The sequence below is a fragment of the Amphibacillus marinus genome, from assembly GCF_900110345.1.
In the GTDB taxonomy this organism is placed as follows: Bacteria; Bacillota; Bacilli; order Bacillales; family Amphibacillaceae; genus Amphibacillus_D; species Amphibacillus_D marinus.
In genome coordinates, this window is the sequence record NZ_FODJ01000001.1 from 444,129 (window position 1) to 463,295 (window position 19,167).

The following is a 19,167-nucleotide window of genomic DNA, read 5'->3' on the forward strand; positions in this document are numbered from 1 at the left end:
CCTTTCACCTCTATTCTATAAAACTAATTTGACGTAGTGGCCAATAACGGATACTGGCTTTACCAATAATTTGCTGCTTGGCAATTAGTCCTAAGCTACGACTGTCTGTTGAATTTATTCGATTATCACCTAAAACAAGGTAATAATCTTCAGGGATGACATGATGTCTGCCTGGAAGATTATTTAATCTAAAGTCATTGGTAAAATTAAAACTATAGTCTTGCACCGTAAGAAACGGCTCTCTAATAGGCTGATCATTAATGTAGAGCTGATCATCCTCCATCACTATTTTCTCTCCAGGTAATCCAATAATTCGTTTTATATAGTTCTTTTCTTCGGTAGCCTGAAAAACAATGATATCAAAGCGGGCAGGCTCTGAAATTTGGTAAGAAAACTTCTCAATGAGAATGCGCTCTCCTCGTGTAAGTGTCGGTTCCATCGAAGGCCCATCAATTTCAATTGTTGCAAATACGAGCAGCCTAATCAGCCAGCCTAAGAAAACAACTAGAGCAATTATTTTAAGTGCTAATTTCACATCTACTTTATCCTTCACCATCGCTACCCTCCGGATTGATATCTAGCATTTAGTAATGGTATTAACCGCTATTGCTACACATCAGATGTTGCGCTGTTCATACTGCTACGTCTATCCCTATCATACACTTTTCTCCTATCCCTAAGCAAAGGGTATGGTTATTTTTTTGGTTAATCGAATAAGAACAAACACTAACTAATTGTCCAATTAAATAGGGTTCTTCATCAAATAGAGTTGGTTAAGCAAATGTTTGTATGCCTCCAGTAAAAAAGAGCTGCTTTCACCTAAGGGCACGAACGTGACATCTTCAGGTTCACAGGATGTGAGTCAGTTAGACATTGTGACACGATGTCGCGTCCATCGTCTAACATCCTCAAAGGGATCTTCGGACACGTGCTATTCCCGCAGAAGTCAGCTTTTTTTCTCCCGCCTAATCTTGGGAAATTATCTTACCAACGCTATTTAATAGACAACCTTATATAGTAGTCTTTAAGTTAAAGCGTAGCGCTTCTTCGGCTAAGCTAGCAAATTCAAACAGCCTTATATTATTTAATCACTTGATTAATAACAATCTCCTGCTAACTAAACGATAGCAGAGACAATTGATATTGCTTAATGAAGCTCAGTTGTGTGGTTTTTTCACGTGAAAAAAGGAGCTTGAACATTCAAGCTCCTTTTGCAAGTAAATTTAGCGAATTTCTTTAATACGGGCAGCTTTTCCACGTAGGTTGCGTAGATAGTAAAGTTTCGCACGACGCACACGGCCACGACGACTAACTTCAATCTTATCAACACGTGGTGAATGTACTGGGAAAGTACGTTCAACACCAACACCATAAGAAATCTTACGCACTGTAAATGTCTCACTAATACCACCGTTTTGGCGCTTAATGACAACACCTTCGTAGACCTGAATACGTTCACGAGTACCCTCGACTACTTTAACGTGTACCTTTACCGTATCACCAGGACGAAACGCTGGACGATCTGTACGTAATTGATCTTTTGTAATGTCTGCAATTAATTGTTGCATGTGTATACACTCCTTCTTAACTAATGCTCATACCTGCTAAGTGCCCGGCAGCGGAACATCGTTCTCACTTAAGTCATAGCTTAAGTCCATTTGCTAATATAGCATATATTTAAAGACAATTCAAGTCTAATAAAGCAGAATTGCTATATGTTTACTTTACCTAAATCACTTAAGGCATCACTATTCAAGCCATTGTTGCTCTTCTTTTGAAAGAAGCATATTTTCTAACAAATCAGGTCTGCGCTGTTTAGTTCGCATGAGTGACTGCATCCTTCGCCACTGGGCAATTTTTTCATGATGACCTGATCTTAGTACTTCAGGCACTTCCAGCCCTCTAAACTCTGCTGGCCGAGTATAATGGGGATGCTCGAGTAAACCCGTGGAAAAGGAGTCCTCTTGTGCTGATGCCGCATTCCCAAGTGCATCTGGGAGTAATCTAACGACACTATCAATTACTGTCATTGCGGCAAGCTCACCACCAGTAAGTACGAAATCACCGATGGATATTTCATCCGTAACTAATTGCTCTCTAATTCGCTCATCATAGCCTTCATAATGGCCACAAATAAATATCAGATGCTCTTCCTTAGCAAGCTCTTCAGCTTTCGCTTGCGAATAACGTTCACCTTGTGGGCACATTAAAATAATACGTGGTGGCCGACTTTCATTTTTATCAATGGCATCAACTGCAGAAAAAATTGGCTGTGGCATTAGAACCATCCCCGCACCCCCGCCGTATGGATAGTCATCAACCTTTTGATGCTTATTATCAGCATACTCCCTAAAGTCAATCGTTTGATAACGAAATGCATGGTTATCCTGTGCCTTCTTCATAATTGAACTTTCCATCGGACCAGTAAACATCTGTGGAAAAAGGGTTAAAATATCAATTTGCATCATGGAAGCATTCCATCCATCAGCTCAATAATGACACGTTTCTCTTCTGGGTGAACCTCTTTCACCACCTGTTCAATATAAGGAACAAGTATGTCCTTTGACCCTTTGCTCTTTACCACCCAAACATCATTCGCGCCTGGTGCAAGTATTTCCTTAATGATACCAAGCTGATCGCCAGTAGTTGTTTCAACATCGCAGCCAATAATTTGATCATAATAATAGCTACCATCTTCTAAATCAGCATAGTCATGATGATCAATCTTTAAGATACCCTGCTTAAAGTGCTCAACCTCATTAATATTATGATATCCCTCAAATTGAAGCATATCAAATTGTTTGTGCTTACGATGCTGCTTAATTGTGAGGGCAAGTGGCTCTGGCTTATCAGCTAAGAATAAATAGAGGCGATTGCCAGGTTTAAATCGCTCATCAAAGTCAGTAATACGCACAACTTTAACCTCACCTTTAATGCCATGCGTATTAACAATTTTACCCACATTATAGTAGCTTGTCATTTAATCACCTACTTATAAATTATTAAACCTTATTATATACAGAAAACAGGGAAAGGTCGCCCTCCCCCTGTTCTACATAATGTCAAGATAGATACGTTTCTTCGTATCTGTTCCCGCTGCATACACAACTGTTCGAATTGATTTAGCAATTCGACCATTCTTCCCAATCACCTTACCGACGTCTTCTGGATGAACTGTTAAATGATAGACAACCTTATTGGTCTCTTCTTTAACAGTAACCGCAACATCTTCAGGATGATCTACAAGTGGTTGAACAATTGTAGTAATTAAGGCTTTCATGTTTATCACGCTACCTTACTTTTGATTTTTCTGGTCGTGGAACTTCTTCATGATGCCTTCATTAGAGAATAAATTACGTACTGTATCGCTTGGTTTCGCACCATTAGCCATCCAGTTTAATGCTTTTTCTTCATCTAATTTCACTTCAACCGGATTTGCAACCGGATTGTATGTGCCAATTTGTTCGATAATACGTCCGTCACGTGGAGCGCGTGCATCTGCAACAACTACACGGTAGAATGGGTTACGTTTAGATCCCATACGCTTTAAACGAATTTTAACTGCCATATTTCGCACCTCCATAAATAAATGTTTTACACAAGTTTAGATTGTATCAGATGTTGAACAGTCTGTAAAGTGTTTTTCCATTACATGAAGGGTAAATTAAAACCTTTTTTTCGTTTTCCCTTCTTACCACCCTGCATACCACTCATTTGCTTCATCATTTTTTTCATTTCCTCAAATTGTTTTAACAACCGATTAACCTCAGAAACAGGACGACCAGAACCTTTGGCAATTCGTCTTTTTCGACCAGCATTCATTAATCCAGGATCTTGTCTTTCCTGTCTTGTCATTGATTTTACAATGGCTTCAACGTGGACAATTTGTTTTTCATCAATCTGGACGTTTTTAAGCCCCTTCATCTTGTTGGCACCAGGAATCATGCCCAAAAGCTCATCAAGTGGACCCATACTTTTAACCTGCTCCATCTGGTCGAGAAAGTCATCAAAAGTAAATGACGCTGAGCGCATTTTTTCTTCTAATTCTTTTGCTTTCTTCTCATCAATGTTTTCTTGCGCTTTTTCAATTAGGGTCAAAACGTCACCCATCCCTAAAATACGCGAAGCCATTCTTTCCGGGTGAAACGCTTCAAGTTCATCCAACTTTTCGCCCATACCAGCAAATTTAATTGGCTTATCTGTTACTGCTCGAATTGAGAGTGCTGCCCCACCACGCGTATCGCCATCAAGCTTCGTTAAGATAACCCCTGTGACATTAAGCTGCTGATCAAAGCTTTCTGCAACATTTACCGCATCCTGTCCGGTCATTGCGTCAACAACTAAAAAGATCTCATCGGGATTTAAATCTGCTTTAATCTGAGTAAGCTCACCCATCAACTGCTCATCAATATGCAAGCGACCCGCTGTATCAACAATAACGTAGTCTAAATGCTCCTGCTTTGCATATTCAATCGCTTCATTAGCAATATCGACTGGATTCGCTTCTGTCCCTTTATCAAAGACAGGGATATTAAGCTGTTTTCCAACGGTCTTAAGCTGATCAATTGCAGCCGGGCGATAAACATCGGCTGCGACTAGCAATGGCTTACGGTTATGCTTTTTGCGCAGTAAATTAGCTAATTTCCCAGAGGTTGTTGTTTTACCCGCACCTTGGAGACCAACCATCATAATTACCGTCGGCGGTCGATTCGCAACAGCAATCTTACTTTGCTCTCCACCCATTAAGAGCGTGAGTTCTTCCTTAACAATCTTAATAACTTGCTGACCTGGTGTCAGGCTCTCCATCACCTCAGTACCAACAGCTCGTTCTCTTATTTTTTTAACAAAATCCTTTACAACTTTAAAGTTCACATCAGCTTCTAGTAATGCTAATCGTACTTCACGACTCATTTCTTTCACATCTTGCTCGTTTACTTTCCCTTTGCCCGTCATTTTCTTTATCGTCTGTTGCAGACGGTCAGCTAAACCCTCAAATGCCATAGAGGAGACCCTCCTAATCTAATTCTTTTAGTTGCTGTACAACGGCTACTGCCTGTTTAGGCTCTGTCCCTTGTATTAATAAGTCTGAGAGCTGATTCAGTAAGCCTTGGCGATCCAAAAATTTCTCGTAAAGCTTTAATTTTTCCTCATAGCTTTCAAGCATCGCTTCTGTTCGTTTAATATTATCATAGACCGCTTGTCTTGAAACGTCAAAAGTGTCCGATATTTCACCTAATGAATAATCTTCCAAGTAATACAATTCCATATAATTACGTTGCTTAGGTGTTAGTAATGTTTGATAAAAATCAAACAAAAAATTAATGCGTGTTGTTTTGTCTAACATATCGACACCCCTTGTTAAGTAAAAAAACTTTACACATTGATATTAGTCGATTGCGTGTATTGTTGTCAAGTTAATCCATTTGCTGCTCAGTAACCATATCAGCAAATAAACCATACACAAATGCATTGGGGTCAAACTTCTCTAAATCAGTCATTTGTTCACCAAGTCCGACGTATTTAACGGGGATATTAAGCTCTTTCCTAATCGCCAGGACGATCCCCCCCTTAGCTGTACCATCAAGCTTTGTTAAGACAATACCGGTTACATCTGTTGTTTCTGAGAATGTTTTTGCTTGGACAAGTGCATTTTGACCTGTTGTGGCATCAAGGACTAGCAATACATCATGCGGAGCCCCAGGAATCTCTCGTTCAATCACGCGCTTGACTTTGCTGAGCTCATTCATTAAGTTTACCTTATTTTGTAGACGACCTGCGGTATCACATAATAAAACATCGGCACCACGAGACCTAGCCGCTTGTATCCCGTCATACATAACAGCAGCAGGATCACTGCCCTCACTTTGCTTAATAACTTCAACACCGATTCGTTCTCCCCAGACACCCAGTTGTTCAATTGCACCAGCACGGAAGGTATCACCTGCTACTAACAGGACTTTCTTACCTTCTTGTTTAAGCTGGTATGCTAGCTTGCCAATTGAGGTCGTTTTACCAACTCCATTAACACCAACGAATAAAATAACAGATAATCCAGCTGAATTTAAATTTAGTGGCACCTCAGCTGTGTAATCACCATCGGTATAAATTTCAACAAGCTTCTCAGAAATTAATTCTTTTAAATCAATTGCATCCTTAATATTCTGGCGTTTTGCCTCTAGCTCCAGCTCTGCTACCAATTCCATAACGGTATTAACACCGACATCAGCCGATATCAGAACCTCCTCAAGATCTTCAAAAAAATCTTCATCTACCTTACGATAACGGGCGACAAGATCGTTTAACTTGGCCGAGAACGAGCTTCTCGTTTTTGATAGGCCAGCTTTATATTTATCAGATACTTCTTCAGTTTCTGCCGAGCCAGTAAATTTTTCTTTTAGTTTTTTAAAGAAACTCATCGTCGTTCACTTCCCTCTTTATGATTCAAGTAATTCTTTCGTCTCTTCCAGTTTAACTGAAACGAAGCGAGAAACGCCAGATTCCTGCATGGTCACACCATATAAAACATCGGCGCCTTCCATCGTGCCTTTACGGTGTGTGATTACAATAAATTGCGTATTCTCACTGTATTGTTTTAAATAACGACTAAAGCGTTCAACATTTGCTTCGTCAAGCGCTGCCTCTACTTCATCTAGAACACAGAAAGGCACTGGTCTAACCCGAAGAATCGCAAACAAGAGTGCAATCGCTGTTAAAGCGCGCTCACCACCGGATAACAAAGCAAGCTGCTGCGCTTTTTTCCCGGGGGGCTGAGCCTTAATTTCTACCCCCGTCGTTAACAAACTAGCAGGATCGGTTAGCTGTAGTGCTGCGTGCCCTCCACCAAACAACTGCTGAAACACAACTGTAAATTCCGCTTTAATCTGCGTAAACGTTTCATCAAACCGACGTTCCATCTCCTGGTCCATTTCTGAAATGACAGCAAATAGCGTTTCTTTTGCTTCAATTAAATCAGTCTGCTGTTCAGTTAAGAAATGATACCGTTCATTGATACGGTCAAATTCTTCGATTGCGCCAATATTAATTGTGCCAAGTTCCTCAATTGATCGCTTAATTAGCTTCACTTGCTTACGAGCTTCATCTATACTCTCTACTTTCGGGTATAGCTGCTTCGCCTTCTCGTAGCTTAACTCATACTCTTCTTGTAAATGACTTAGACGGTTTTCTAATTCAACGTCTAAACGATTAGCGCGGACCTCAAACTTCTGTCGGGACTCAATTAAAGCCTGGCGTTGATTCTGCTTTGTTTTTACCACAGCTTCTCGTTCAGACAAAGCCGTTGTCAACATTAAACGTTCCTGACGCTTAGTTTGAATTGCCTCTGTTACGTGGATCTTATCCTGCTCATTTAATTCAAGCTGCTGCTCGAGCTGGTCAACCTGTTTAAATTCTTGTTCGAATTTTATGATTTCCACTAGCTCTGCTTTTAGACGCGCTTCAAAGGCAAGTTTCTCAGTATGTTGACTTTCTAATGTTTCAATACGTTCTTGCTTAAACCGATATTCTTTGTTTTCTTCAGCTAGCTGAATACTTAACTGGTTCGCTTCAGCTTGTAACTGTTCACGATTAGCATTAAAGTTTTGTTTGTTTCTTTCAAGTTGCTCCACTTCTTGTTCAATTTCGCTAATTTGCGCTTTAAGTTGCTTAAGCATCATTTCGTTTTGCTGAAGTTCTTTGACAAGTTGCTCACGTTCACTGTTTACCCGAGCTTGATCCTGCTCATGAACTTTTAGCTGATCATTAAAATGTGATAGCTTAATTTGACATGCATGATGGTCTGCAGCAAGCGTGTGATAAGATGCTTGCTTGTCATCATATGCCTGATTAAGTTTATTTAGTTCTGTCTGATAAGCTGATAAGTCAGATTCTTTAGAGGCAATCTCCTGCTCGAATCGGTGTACGCTTTGCTCATATTCGAGCAGTTTCTGCTTCAAACCTTCAAGCTCCTGGTCACGGGAAAAAATAGACTGATTATTATTCTTTTTTGCCCCCCCAGTCATTGAGCCACCAGGATTAACAATATCACCATCAAGGGTAACGACTCGATAGCGTCGATTCACCAGCTTAGCTAACGCATTTGCATCCGCCAACGTTTTTGCAATTATCGTCTGTCCAAGTAGATAGTCTTTAACGATTTGAACTGTTGAATCAGCCTCTACAACATTATTCCCGAGCGCAACAAAACCAGAATGGTTACGTAACTTTGCTTCAAGTTGCTCAGGAAAAACCTTTGCTTGAATAGCATCAAGTGGCAAAAAAGTTGCCCGACCTTGATTTTTCTTTTTTAAATACTGAATCGCCGCGCGCGCTTCACGCTCAGTTTGAACGACTACATGTTGACCTTGACCGCCTAATGCGGTTTCCATTGCTGCCAAGTAACGTTCTGGAATAGTAATTAATTCAGCTACAGCCCCCTGCACACCTGTCAGCTTACCATGGTCACGCGCCTTTAAAACAGCCTTAACCCCAGCATAAAACCCTTGGAAGTCCTCTTTCATTTCTTCAAGTAACTCTTTTCGCGAATTATGCTTATCAATATGACGGTGCCCTTCAAGCAGCTTTTGCTGCATATCCTTAATAACAGAACTTTCGTGATTTATTTGTGTTGTCTTAGTTAAGATCGTCTGTTTAATGCGGGCTAAATCCTTAGCAGTAGCCTGACAATCTGCAGCTAATTTTGCTTCCTCTTGCTGTAGCTGTTGATAATCATTCCGTGAGCTTTCATGCCTGATTGTGCTCGTATCGTTACGATCATCAATTTGCTTAATTTGCTTAGCAAATGATTGAAGAGCATGCTTCGTTGTGGCCTGCGCATTTAATAATTCGATAAAGTCAGCCTTACGGGAATCGATCTCTTGCTCAATGTCATTAACATTTTTACCAAGCTGATCATTAATAAGCATTAGTGCTTGCTTTGTTTTAGTACGGCCCCCACCAAGTCCTGATAGGAGATCCGATTCTTCTTTTAGACGACTTTGAATTTCAGTTAATTCCGAGTCTAGTTCATTAAGCTGCTGCTCAAGCTTTTGTTTGTTTTCCGTCGTGTGTTTAGCACGTTCTCGTATCACATTCTTCTGACCCGTTAGTTTTTCTAACGATTCTGTTAACGATAAGAGCTGCTGCTGGTATGCTTCAATCTGCTGATCAAGCTTTTCTATTTGCTGCTGCTCTTGTTCTACCTGAGCAGACTCGGTTTGAACATGAACGTTTAATTCACGTTCATTATCCTTCAAGCGCTCGACCTCAGTGAGCATAGCCTGCCATTCTGTATGTAACGTTTCAATTTCTGCGTGTAATAACGCTATTTCAGTGTTAGCAAGTTCTTCTTTCTTTTCTAAATATTCCTTGGCAATTGATGCCTGTTGCTTGAGCGGCTCTAGTTGATCCTCAATTTCGTAAATAATATCCTCTACCCGATTAAGATTCTCTTGCGTTTCAGCGAGCTTATACTCTGCTTTCTTCTTCCGGTTTTTATACTTTAATACACCAGCAGCTTCTTCAAAAATAGTCCGGCGCTCTTCTGCTTTAGAGCTTAAAATCTCCTCAACCTTTCCCTGACTTATAATCGAGAATGCTTCACGTCCTAGTCCAGAATCTAAAAAGAGATCAGTAATATCCTTTAAACGGCAAGATTGCTTATTTAAATAAAATTCGCTGTCACCAGACCGATAAACGCGTCTAGTGACGCTAACTTCTTGGTAGTCAATTGGCAATGTCCGCTCTTGATTATCTAAGATAAGTGTGACTTCCGCTACATTAAGCGGCTTTCTCGAATCACTACCTTGGAAAATAATATCTTCCATTTTTGAGCCGCGTAAAGATTTCGCTGACTGCTCACCAAGTACCCAGCGTATCGCATCCGTTACATTACTTTTCCCACTACCGTTCGGGCCAACAACTGCCGTTACCCCCGGGACAAAGTCAACAGAGATGCGTTCAGCAAAAGATTTAAACCCGATCGATTCTAATTTTTTAAGAAACATACTTTTCTCACCTATTCCGTTTAATAACGCTACTTATGCATTATCACTTTCTATTTCAACTTATTTATTTTATCATAAAGAGGCACGGGTTAGAAGGTTAATCATGAAGGAGGCGTTAAAAATGAGTTTGTCAGAGGCCACTGAACAGAATTTAGCATATCTGTTAAATGAAATTGGTAAAAAACTAGGAGTCGTCAACACAGCATTATTAGACGTGGATGATTATAATTTGGAAAAATATGATGATTTAAAATGGTTGTTTAACCATCTTGAGGGGAAAGAAAACCTTAGTGTTTCTGAAACACAAGCCTTTATTGAGGAGTTATCAAAAATTCGTAAATAACCAATACCATAACCGTTGGCTCGTTCTTACGAAGTCATTCATAAAAACTAGCCAACGCTCACTTAAGGTGTTTTAACTTCTTGTCGATCTAGTGCTTTCTTGGCTGCTCGTTGTTCAGCTTCTTTCTTTGTTCGCCCTCGTCCAACACCAGTTACATCTTGATTAATTCTAACATGGGCAACAAACTCACGATCATGCGCCGGACCATGCTCAGCAATAATTTCATACTCAATCTCTGCGTGCTTATTTTGCTGAATCAGCTCCTGCAATTGACTTTTATAATCCATTGCGTGAGAAAAGGCGCCCTCCTTTACCTTCGGATAAACGTGCGCACGTAGAAACTCTACGACAACCTCGAAGCCTTGATCAAGATATAGCGCTCCAATAAAAGCCTCAAACACATCAGCTAGCAATGCTGGTCGTTTACGTCCGCCCGTGCGCTCTTCACCTTTCCCTAATAATACATAACGATCGAAGTTAAGATCAGTAGCAAACTTGACAAGGGCAGGTTCACAAACAATTGAAGCTCGAAGCTTCGTTAGCTCGCCTTCTGCTTTCGTTGGATAGGTCCGATATAAATATTGGGAAATCCCTAGTTCTAGCACTGCATCACCTAAAAACTCAAGTCGCTCATTATCTTGATGGATGCGATTTTTATGTTCATTTACATAGGAAGAATGGGTGAAGGCTTGCTCGAGGATACGTTGGTTATTAAAAGTAATCCCTAACGCTTGTTCTAATTGATTAAAATGCATATATTCACCTCCTTAATCAATTACACTTCTATATATTATCCTTTCTTATTGAAAAATGCAAAGATCTCTTTCTGTAAACAAGGAGATCTTTGCAACTTTAACATAAAGGTTCTTCATCAAATGACATTGATCAGTGAAAATTTAGATTAATCCAGCGAGCACTGTCATAGCCATGATAGAAAGTAACAATTGCTTTCTATCACAAGCAACAGATACACGAGAGTCGTCGTTTACTTTCGCAATTCGTTCCTCAAATTGCTTGTTCAATGCCAATTGATAAGCACCCAAAAGAAAATAACTTTATAAAGCAGAATTAACCCGTTCAAATACTAGAATTCATCTTAAGCTTGACTATCTATGTATTGAACAGCATCACCAACTGTTGCAAGCTTTTCAGCCTCTTCATCAGCAATTTCCGTATCAAATTCATCTTCAAGTTCCATAATAAGCTCAACCACATCTAATGAATCTGCTTCTAAATCTTCTTTAAAAGATGCCTCAAGCGTTACTTTATCTTCTTCAACATCTAATCGATCAATGACGATTTTTTTCACACGTTCAAATGTATCTGCCATTCCGTTCACCTCCTTTCAAATAAAGTTAAGCGAGTTACATGACCATGCCACCGTCAACTTGAAGCGTCTGCCCAGTTATATAGCCTGCGTCATCTGAAGCAAAGAAGCTAACTGCCTTTGCAATATCCGCTGCTTCACCCAGCTTAGCGAGCGGGATCAGCGCGAGTAGCTGTGCTTTCAGCTCATCATTTAACTGATCAGTCATATCAGTTGTAATAAAACCTGGCGCGATCGCATTAACATTAATATTTCGTGCCGCTAATTCTTTAGCAGCTGTTTTTGTCATGCCGATAACGCCTGCTTTTGCAGCCACATAGTTGGTCTGACCTGCATTGCCACTTATTCCGACAACGGAAGAAATATTAATAATCTTACCTGATTTTTGCTTCATCATTTGTCTAGTAACAGCCTTCATACATAAGAAAACACCTTTTAAATTGGTATCAATAACCTGTTCGAATTCATCAACTTTCATTCGCATTAACAAATTGTCACGCGTAATCCCAGCGTTGTTAACAAGGACATCAAGGCGACCGAACTGATCAACCACTGCTTTAATCATGTCCTTAACTGCGTCCTCATTAGCAACATTTGCTTGAATAGCAATAGACTGTTGACCGAGCGCTTCAATTTCCTTAACAACTTCCTGCGCTTTCCCCTCACTTCCAGAGAAATTAACAGCCACATCATAGCCTTTTGTTGCGAGTTCAAGTGCTATTGCTCGCCCAATTCCACGAGATGCCCCAGTGACAAGAGCAACCTTATTCACCATTTGATTCTTCCTCCTTATACCAATTAACACACGCTTCTAATGAGACTAAATCTTCAACAGAAAAGACCTTTGCCCGACGCGATACTTTTTTTATTAACCCACTTAATACCTTGCCATTCCCTACTTCAATAATAGCATCAAGCTCATCCGCAAGCAGGGCAGATATTATTTCATGAAACCTTACTGGAGAGTAAAGTTGCTTGACAAGCAACTCCTTTATTTCTGCTGCCCCTTCTACCTTTTCAGCAGTTACATTTGCAAAGACCGGAATCGCTGCATCGTGGAAGGTTATTTTATCAAGTAATTGGGCAAATTGTTCTGAAGCAGGCTTCATTAATGATGAATGGAAGGGACCACTTACATTTAAAGGTATCACCCGTTTAGCACCAGCTTCCTGCAAAAGTGGAATCGCCACTTCAATGCCTTGTTTTGTTCCAGAAATAACAATTTGTCCTGGACAATTTAAATTTGCTAACTCTACCGTTTCTTCTAACCCTGAGATTGTATCTTTAATAGTTGGCGCCTCTAAGCCTAGTACAGCAGCCATTGAGCCTTGATTAGCAGGGTATGCTGCTTCCATTAGTTTTCCCCGTTCATGAACAAGCTTTAAAGCATCCTCAAATGCTAATACACCAGAAGCTACTAATGCACTATATTCTCCTAGACTGTGACCTGCTGTTACAACAGGCTTTACACCAGCCTCGCTTAGCATATCAGCCAGAATACTACTCATAAGCAATAATGCTGGTTGGGCATGCTTCGTTTCAGTTAAGGCCAGTTCTGGCCCTTCCGCTATAAGAGTAGATATAGAGAAACCCAGACTTTCATCAGCATTTACTAAGGCTGCTTTAGCCTTCTGATTCTGGCTAAACAGTTCCTGTCCCATGCCGACTTTTTGTGAGCCTTGACCTGGAAATACAAATGCTACCCGTTTTCCCATGCTATTCACCTTCACCTTCATTAAGTGTTGCTATTGTTGATTCAATCGTTGCTGTTACATTATGTTCAACCATGTGACACGTTTGCTTAATTGCGCTAAAAATTGCTCGAGCATTTGATGAACCATGGGCTTTAATAACAGGAGCAGCTAGACCGAATAAGCCAGCGCCACCATATTCAGCGTAGTCGAGTTGATTTTTTAAGCCACGCATGTCTTTCTTAACCACTGCTGCAGCTAGCTTTGTTTTAAGTGACGACATAAATGTTGCCTTAATCATTTTAAACATGGTTAGTGCAGTACCTTCAACTGTCTTAAGCGCAATATTTCCAGTAAAGCCATCGGTTACAACAACATCAGCCACACCGTCCAATAAATCCCGCGCTTCAACATTGCCAACAAAGTGAATAGGTGCTTTCCGCAATAGTTCAAACGCTTGTTTAGTCAACTCGTTTCCTTTTCCATCTTCTGTTCCAACATTTAATAAGCCCACTCGTGGAGACTTAATACCGCGTACTTTTTCACTATAGATTGAGCCCATAATCGCATATTGAAGCAAATGCTTCGGCTTTGCTTCAACATTTGCTCCTACATCAAGGAGGACAAATCCTTTTTTATCAATGGTGGGTAAGGTTGGACTTAAGGCTGGGCGTTCAATTCCTTTGATCCTACCTACCTGAAAGAGTCCAGCACTCATTAACGCTCCTGTGTTACCTGCAGAAATACATGCATCTGCTCTTCCTTCTTTTACCTCTTTTGCCATTAAAACGAGCGATGCATCTTTTTTGCGCCGAACCGCCCGGACTGGTTCCTCATCACCTGTAATAACGGTCTTTGTATGTATAATTGTTAATGATTGTGATTCATTCAGATATGGTCTAATTTTCTCTTCATCACCAACTAAGGTAATTTCTAACTGCTTAATAGATTTAACAGCCTCAAGTGCGCCCTCTACAATTGCTTGCGGAGCATGGTCGCCTCCCATTGCATCAATTACAATTTTCATTGTCGTTCACCCCTCTATTTATCCGTTGAACGGAACATGGTAAAATGACCGGAAAAAACCAGCTCATTATCGACATAACTATCCACTTTTACTAATGTACGCCGATGCCGATCAATTGATTCTACCTGCGCCTTTGCAATAACGCGTTCACCCTGCTTTACTTGTCTAGAAAACTGAATGTCAGCCTTCGCAGTTAGAGCAAGCTCGTCGTCAATTACAGCTACTGCTAGTGAGTTCGCTTGAGCAAAAAGATGATGTCCTCTAGCAATCGCATTTCTTGAAAAAACATGGTCCTGTGTAATATCTAAAATAGATATTGCCCGTTTATCTAACTCTAAGTCAATAATTTCACCAATTACTTCATCAATCGGTAATGCTTTTACCGTCTCGTTCCATTGATCAGTTGCAACAGATTTAATCCGCTCCCTAAGTTCCGGTATAGACAATTCCATTCGATCTAATCGAATCGTTTGAATACTAACGGTAAAATGCTCTGCTAAAGCTTCGTCTGTTATAAAGGGTGTCTCCTCAATTTTAGCTTTTAAACGTTCTTGGCGAATTTTCTTTGGTAACCTCATGTCAACACCGCCTATTTAATTTCCGTACTTTTTTCATCCTATGACTAGGTACTAATAGTAATATAACGAACATTTGATTTTTTTGCAACCCCTGAAGATAAACATTCATAAAAATTAATCTCTATATTAGCACTATACGGCTATTTATCAGCTTTCTTATGATTACATACACGTGTTAAATACGAGTAAGCAAAAATAATGTTACTTCTAGTCAAAGCCCTGAATATGCCGATCAAGCACCTGATCAATAAATTTTTTTAAGCCTGCATATGATGGATCTTGCTCCAGTTTATCATCATTAATAATAAGCTGAGCATCCTTTCGAGCCGTTTCTAACGCGCGATAGTCCTGAACCAAATCAGCCACTTTAAACGACGGTAGCCCACTTTGCTTGGAACCAAAAAAATCACCAGGACCTCTAAGTTTTAAATCGTGCTCGGCCAGTTCAAAACCATTTGTTGTTTCCGTCATAATTCGCATTCTCTCTTTACCAATCTCACCTTTTGGGTCAGCTATCAAAATACAATAACTTTGAGCATCTCCACGCCCGACCCTTCCCCTTAATTGGTGGAGTTGAGAAAGACCAAACCGCTCCGCATCATAAATCATCATGACAGTGGCATTAGGTACATTTACACCAACTTCAACAACTGTAGTAGCGACGAGAAGTTGAGTCTCATTTCGAGCAAAGCTTTTCATAACTTGGTCCTTTTCGTCATTACTTAAACGTCCGTGCAATAAGTCTACTTTTAATTTACCTGCAAACGTCATGTCTAACTGCTGATAGAGATCGACAGCATTTTGAATATCAAGCTTGTCTGACTCCTCAATTAAAGGTGTTATGACATAGCCTTGATGGCCTTTTGCCACTTCCTTTTCAATAAAGGAAATTAATCTTGGCATCATTGAGTCTTTCACCCAAAAGGTTTCAATCGGCTTTCTTCCTATTGGCATTTGATCAATAGTAGATACATCCATATCACCATAGCTGGTAATAGCTAGTGTTCTTGGAATAGGAGTGGCAGTCATAAATAACACGTCTGGCGCAACACCTTTTTCACGCAGCACTTTACGTTGATTGACACCAAAGCGATGCTGTTCGTCAACAACGACGAGCCCTAGTTGCTTAAAATTAACTTCATCCTGAATAAGTGCATGGGTACCGACAATAATATTAATATCACCGTTATGTAAAGCTGCTAATCGATCTTTTCTCTTTTTTCCTTTAATAGAGCCTGTCAACAGTTCAACTCGAGCTAATTGATTAAACATCGCAGCTAGCGAATGATGATGCTGCTCCGCTAGAATTTCAGTAGGGACCATAATGGCACCTTGCTTTCCCGACAAAACAGCAGAATATAGCGCAATGGCAGCAACAGCAGTTTTGCCAGAGCCAACATCTCCCTGAAGCAGTCGATGCATTCGATACGGCGATACCATATCATCATGAATTTCTGTTAGCACCTTATGTTGTGCTTCAGTCAGTTTAAAAGGTAGGCGGCGAATAAAGTACGCAATTTTATCCTTATCAAAATGATGAGCAGTGCCAATTGTACGTTCACGATGGTACTTTCGCAATGCTTGCATTTTAAGCTGAAAAAGCAGGATCTCTTCGTAAACAATACGGCGCTTTGCTTGTTTTAAATGCTCAAAATCCGTTGGAAAGTGCATTTGATGGACAGCAAATGCTCTAGAGAATAATTTATATGTCTTTAAATATGCCATTGGTAGAATTTCATTAATCTGATCACTGTATTGAGCAAGAGCTTGTTTGATAATTTTTTTGAATTGTGACGATTTAAATACCTGTCTAATTAAATAGATAGGCTGAATAGAATCTTCTTCTGTTTTTTCACCTAGATGATAGTGTTCAACTGTAAGCTGTTGTCGATACTGATCCCACTTTCCCGTTAAAGTTACCGTTTCGCCTTCTTGCAAATGTTTTTTTGCAAAGGCACGATTAAACATAATACCTTTAACAATAACGTTCTCAACTCTAATCGGGACAGTTAATTTAGACTTTTTTCTACCATAAAAAGTGACGACCGCCTGATTAGCAACCGTACCAACTATCGTGGCCTTCTGCTCATGAACCAGGGTACTTAACGGACTAACCTCATGATTGTCATAACGAGAAGGAAATGTGAAAAGGAGGTCTTCAACAGTATAGATGTTCAGTTCAGCTAGCTTTTCAACTAGAGCAGGTCCAACTCCAGAAATCTCAGTTACCTTTGTTTCTAACAAAATACTCCCTCTCTCTATTGATCAACTATTTTGATTAAACAGCTTTGCTGCAAGTGCTTTTCCTGTCGGTGTAGCAGCAAGGCCACCTTCTGCTGTTTCTCTTAATGCACTTGGCATTTGCTTTCCTATCCTATACATTGCTCCTATTACCTCATCACAAGGGATTTTGCTTTGAACACCTGCCAATGCCATATCGGCAGATACAATTGCATTAGAGGCACCTGCTGCATTACGCTTTACACAAGGTACTTCTACTAACCCAGCGACAGGGTCACACACAAGCCCTAGCATGTTCTTTAATGTAATTGCAAATGCTTCAGCACTTTGTTGTGGCGTTCCTTTGGCCATTTCAACGACAGCCGCTGCAGCCATTGCGGCAGCAGAACCAACCTCGGCTTGACAACCACCCGCCGCCCCGGAGATAAAGGCATTATTAGCAACAACAAACCCAAAGGCACCCGCAGTGAACAGAAAATTAATCATTTCTTCTCTGCTAGGATTAAGCCTTTCTTTAACCGCAAATAGAGCACCAGGCACACAACCTGCACTACCTGCTGTAGGTGTTGCACAGACAATTCCCATTGCTGCATTTACTTCATTAGTTGCGACAGCTTTACTAACCGCATCTAAAACCAGCGATCCAGACAATGGTTCATGATTCTTCATATAGTTTTGAATGAGGACCGCATCCCCTCCAGTCAAGCCAGAGTGTGATTGCACACCAGCAAGTCCGTCCTTTACCGCCTGCTCCATCACGGTTAAGTTTTGATCCATACGCTCAATTATCGCCTCTCTTGCTAGATCATAAACATCCATCTCTTGTCGAATCATTACCTCAGCAAGGCTAATATTGTTTTCTTCTGCTTGTGCTACAAGCTCAGCTACTGTTCGAAACATGTTTGTCCCTCCGCTTATCTAATCGTTGTATACTGCTAATCAACTGTTTCTATATAAAAATTAATTTATTACCTTCGCAATTCGTACAATATGTCTTGCATTTCTTAATTCACTCTCTATGTCAGAATCAATGTTCTGATCAAGTTCAATGGTCATGAGCGCCTCTTTTCCCACATCTTTTCGATTCACTTCCATACGCCCGATATTCACTTCATGTTTTGCTAGAATCTCAGTCACTGAAGCTATGGCCCCAAACCGATCGTTATGCATGATCAGAATGGCAGGGTGGTTGCCTGACAAGTGCAGATTAAAACCGTTTAATTCAACGATCTCGACCTTTCCCCCACCAATTGATACGCCGACCAATTCAAGCGAATCATCGTCCACGCTTAAGTTTATCCGAACTGTATTTGGATGTTCTGTCGCCGTATTTTCTTCAATAAAAGTAAATTGTAAGCCAGCTTTTTCTGCTTCTTTAAGAGCATTAGGAATGCGTTTATCATCTGTGTCAAAACCTAATATACCAGCAATAAGAGCCAGGTCAGTACCATGTCCTTTATAAGTCTTAGCAAATGAGCCATATAGATGAATGACTGCTTTGTTAGGCTTTTCTCCAAATAAATGTCTAGCCGCATTGCCTATTTTTACCGCACCAGCAGTATGAGAACTCGAAGGACCTACCATTACTGGGCCAATGATATCAAATACCGAATTGAATTTAACCAAAAGAAACGCCTCCTATCCTTAAGTTAATTTATAGCATTAGTATACACGTTTGGTCTAATTAATAAAGGAAAAAAGATTGTTTAACTAATATACTAATTTAGTCAAGTTCCCGAAAAGTGTTTTGTTTAGTATAACATAGGATGTTAAAGCTAAACGAGCTTAGCTATATTAGTACTGTTGTTGATTCACTTATGCAACAGTAAAAGACTGAACAAGCCTGTCTTTAACAGTGAACATGCTCAACCACTTATTGACGAGCAAGATCAAGATAAATCTCTGCTGAATAAGGAAAAGTGTCCCGAATAGTGGCTCGGAACACTTGTTAAGAAAATA

At 40.2% G+C, this 19,167-nt stretch carries 21 protein-coding genes; 1 reads left to right on the forward strand and 20 read right to left on the reverse strand.

Annotation, left to right across the window (positions count from 1 at the left end; translation table 11 throughout):
* Window positions 1-10 precede the first annotated feature (10 nt).
* From lepB to smc, 10 genes are all read right to left on the reverse strand, one after another.
* Window positions 11-556, reverse strand: coding sequence for a signal peptidase I (lepB, locus tag BM000_RS02185; protein ID WP_091494324.1), 546 nt, complete (start codon window positions 554-556; stop codon window positions 11-13).
* Window positions 557-1,223: 667 nt separating this feature from the next.
* Window positions 1,224-1,568 (reverse strand): 50S ribosomal protein L19, encoded by a 345-nt coding sequence (gene rplS / locus BM000_RS02190; RefSeq protein ID WP_091494326.1) that lies wholly within the window; start codon window positions 1,566-1,568, stop codon window positions 1,224-1,226.
* A 180-nt stretch (window positions 1,569-1,748) separates the two neighbouring features.
* Window positions 1,749-2,465, reverse strand: a complete 717-nt coding sequence (gene trmD, locus BM000_RS02195; protein ID WP_091495031.1) for a tRNA (guanosine(37)-N1)-methyltransferase TrmD — start codon at window positions 2,463-2,465, stop codon at window positions 1,749-1,751.
* Entirely contained in the window at window positions 2,465-2,980 is a 516-nt protein-coding gene (gene rimM, locus BM000_RS02200; protein WP_091494331.1) for a ribosome maturation factor RimM, read from the reverse strand. Before rimM ends, trmD begins: the two co-directional genes overlap by 1 nt.
* Before the next feature lie 72 nt (window positions 2,981-3,052).
* Window positions 3,053-3,280 (reverse strand): KH domain-containing protein, encoded by a 228-nt coding sequence (locus tag BM000_RS02205; RefSeq protein ID WP_091494335.1) that lies wholly within the window; start codon window positions 3,278-3,280, stop codon window positions 3,053-3,055.
* Window positions 3,281-3,295: 15 nt separating this feature from the next.
* Window positions 3,296-3,568 carry a 30S ribosomal protein S16 gene (rpsP, locus tag BM000_RS02210; protein WP_091494338.1) on the reverse strand — a complete coding sequence of 91 codons (273 nt, stop codon included), beginning with the start codon at window positions 3,566-3,568 and terminating at the stop codon, window positions 3,296-3,298.
* Window positions 3,569-3,648: 80 nt separating this feature from the next.
* Complete coding sequence (gene ffh, locus BM000_RS02215) at window positions 3,649-5,001, reverse strand: signal recognition particle protein (RefSeq protein ID WP_091494342.1); 1,353 nt, start codon at window positions 4,999-5,001, stop codon at window positions 3,649-3,651.
* A gap of 13 nt (window positions 5,002-5,014) precedes the next feature.
* Window positions 5,015-5,344, reverse strand: coding sequence for a putative DNA-binding protein (locus tag BM000_RS02220; RefSeq protein ID WP_091494348.1), 330 nt, complete (start codon window positions 5,342-5,344; stop codon window positions 5,015-5,017).
* A gap of 70 nt (window positions 5,345-5,414) precedes the next feature.
* Window positions 5,415-6,416 carry a signal recognition particle-docking protein FtsY gene (gene ftsY, locus BM000_RS02225; protein ID WP_091494353.1) on the reverse strand — a complete coding sequence of 334 codons (1,002 nt, stop codon included), beginning with the start codon at window positions 6,414-6,416 and terminating at the stop codon, window positions 5,415-5,417.
* Window positions 6,417-6,434: 18 nt separating this feature from the next.
* Window positions 6,435-10,001: a chromosome segregation protein SMC gene (gene smc / locus BM000_RS02230; RefSeq protein WP_091494357.1), complete on the reverse strand. Its 3,567-nt coding sequence runs from the start codon at window positions 9,999-10,001 to the stop codon at window positions 6,435-6,437.
* A 121-nt stretch (window positions 10,002-10,122) separates the two neighbouring features.
* On the opposite strand from smc, the gene BM000_RS02235 reads away from it, so the two are divergent.
* Entirely contained in the window at window positions 10,123-10,344 is a 222-nt protein-coding gene (locus BM000_RS02235; RefSeq protein WP_091494360.1) for a DUF1128 domain-containing protein, read from the forward strand.
* 62 nt (window positions 10,345-10,406) lie between these two features.
* Here the strand turns inward: BM000_RS02235 and rnc are convergent, their stop codons facing one another.
* From rnc to sdaAB, 10 genes are all read right to left on the reverse strand, one after another.
* Entirely contained in the window at window positions 10,407-11,099 is a 693-nt protein-coding gene (rnc, locus tag BM000_RS02240; protein ID WP_091494363.1) for a ribonuclease III, read from the reverse strand.
* A gap of 141 nt (window positions 11,100-11,240) precedes the next feature.
* Entirely contained in the window at window positions 11,241-11,372 is a 132-nt protein-coding gene (locus tag BM000_RS17060) for a hypothetical protein (RefSeq protein ID WP_281245837.1), read from the reverse strand.
* Window positions 11,373-11,440: 68 nt separating this feature from the next.
* Window positions 11,441-11,674 (reverse strand): acyl carrier protein, encoded by a 234-nt coding sequence (gene acpP, locus BM000_RS02245; protein ID WP_091494365.1) that lies wholly within the window; start codon window positions 11,672-11,674, stop codon window positions 11,441-11,443.
* A 34-nt stretch (window positions 11,675-11,708) separates the two neighbouring features.
* Window positions 11,709-12,446 carry a 3-oxoacyl-[acyl-carrier-protein] reductase gene (fabG, locus tag BM000_RS02250; protein WP_091494368.1) on the reverse strand — a complete coding sequence of 246 codons (738 nt, stop codon included), beginning with the start codon at window positions 12,444-12,446 and terminating at the stop codon, window positions 11,709-11,711.
* Window positions 12,436-13,386, reverse strand: coding sequence for an ACP S-malonyltransferase (fabD, locus tag BM000_RS02255; RefSeq protein ID WP_091494370.1), 951 nt, complete (start codon window positions 13,384-13,386; stop codon window positions 12,436-12,438). The genes fabG and fabD overlap by 11 nt, the downstream gene beginning before the upstream one ends.
* 1 nt (window position 13,387) lies before the next feature.
* Window positions 13,388-14,389, reverse strand: coding sequence for a phosphate acyltransferase PlsX (plsX, locus tag BM000_RS02260; protein WP_091494373.1), 1,002 nt, complete (start codon window positions 14,387-14,389; stop codon window positions 13,388-13,390).
* 14 nt (window positions 14,390-14,403) lie between these two features.
* Window positions 14,404-14,967, reverse strand: a complete 564-nt coding sequence (fapR, locus tag BM000_RS02265) for a transcription factor FapR (RefSeq protein WP_091494375.1) — start codon at window positions 14,965-14,967, stop codon at window positions 14,404-14,406.
* 207 nt (window positions 14,968-15,174) lie between these two features.
* Window positions 15,175-17,211 carry an ATP-dependent DNA helicase RecG gene (recG, locus tag BM000_RS02270; protein WP_091494377.1) on the reverse strand — a complete coding sequence of 679 codons (2,037 nt, stop codon included), beginning with the start codon at window positions 17,209-17,211 and terminating at the stop codon, window positions 15,175-15,177.
* Between the two features lie 21 nt (window positions 17,212-17,232).
* Window positions 17,233-18,108 carry an L-serine ammonia-lyase, iron-sulfur-dependent, subunit alpha gene (sdaAA, locus tag BM000_RS02275; protein WP_091494379.1) on the reverse strand — a complete coding sequence of 292 codons (876 nt, stop codon included), beginning with the start codon at window positions 18,106-18,108 and terminating at the stop codon, window positions 17,233-17,235.
* A 60-nt stretch (window positions 18,109-18,168) separates the two neighbouring features.
* Window positions 18,169-18,834: an L-serine ammonia-lyase, iron-sulfur-dependent subunit beta gene (gene sdaAB, locus BM000_RS02280; RefSeq protein WP_091494382.1), complete on the reverse strand. Its 666-nt coding sequence runs from the start codon at window positions 18,832-18,834 to the stop codon at window positions 18,169-18,171.
* Between the last annotated feature and the right edge of the window lie 333 nt (window positions 18,835-19,167).

Bases quoted from the DNA above. Each gene is read 5' to 3' on its own strand.
- lepB (WP_091494324.1), bottom strand. From the start codon at position 556: ATGGTGAAGGATAAAGTAGATGTGAAATTAGCACTTAAAATAATTGCT.
- rplS (WP_091494326.1), bottom strand. From the start codon at position 1,568: ATGCAACAATTAATTGCAGACATTACAAAAGATCAATTACGTACAGAT.
- trmD (WP_091495031.1), bottom strand. From the start codon at position 2,465: ATGCAAATTGATATTTTAACCCTTTTTCCACAGATGTTTACTGGTCCG.
- rimM (WP_091494331.1), bottom strand. From the start codon at position 2,980: ATGACAAGCTACTATAATGTGGGTAAAATTGTTAATACGCATGGCATT.
- BM000_RS02205 (WP_091494335.1), bottom strand. From the start codon at position 3,280: ATGAAAGCCTTAATTACTACAATTGTTCAACCACTTGTAGATCATCCT.
- rpsP (WP_091494338.1), bottom strand. From the start codon at position 3,568: ATGGCAGTTAAAATTCGTTTAAAGCGTATGGGATCTAAACGTAACCCA.
- ffh (WP_091494342.1), bottom strand. From the start codon at position 5,001: ATGGCATTTGAGGGTTTAGCTGACCGTCTGCAACAGACGATAAAGAAA.
- BM000_RS02220 (WP_091494348.1), bottom strand. From the start codon at position 5,344: ATGTTAGACAAAACAACACGCATTAATTTTTTGTTTGATTTTTATCAA.
- ftsY (WP_091494353.1), bottom strand. From the start codon at position 6,416: ATGAGTTTCTTTAAAAAACTAAAAGAAAAATTTACTGGCTCGGCAGAA.
- smc (WP_091494357.1), bottom strand. From the start codon at position 10,001: ATGTTTCTTAAAAAATTAGAATCGATCGGGTTTAAATCTTTTGCTGAA.
- BM000_RS02235 (WP_091494360.1), top strand. From the start codon at position 10,123: ATGAGTTTGTCAGAGGCCACTGAACAGAATTTAGCATATCTGTTAAAT.
- rnc (WP_091494363.1), bottom strand. From the start codon at position 11,099: ATGCATTTTAATCAATTAGAACAAGCGTTAGGGATTACTTTTAATAAC.
- acpP (WP_091494365.1), bottom strand. From the start codon at position 11,674: ATGGCAGATACATTTGAACGTGTGAAAAAAATCGTCATTGATCGATTA.
- fabG (WP_091494368.1), bottom strand. From the start codon at position 12,446: ATGGTGAATAAGGTTGCTCTTGTCACTGGGGCATCTCGTGGAATTGGG.
- fabD (WP_091494370.1), bottom strand. From the start codon at position 13,386: ATGGGAAAACGGGTAGCATTTGTATTTCCAGGTCAAGGCTCACAAAAA.
- plsX (WP_091494373.1), bottom strand. From the start codon at position 14,389: ATGAAAATTGTAATTGATGCAATGGGAGGCGACCATGCTCCGCAAGCA.
- fapR (WP_091494375.1), bottom strand. From the start codon at position 14,967: ATGAGGTTACCAAAGAAAATTCGCCAAGAACGTTTAAAAGCTAAAATT.
- sdaAA (WP_091494379.1), bottom strand. From the start codon at position 18,108: ATGTTTCGAACAGTAGCTGAGCTTGTAGCACAAGCAGAAGAAAACAAT.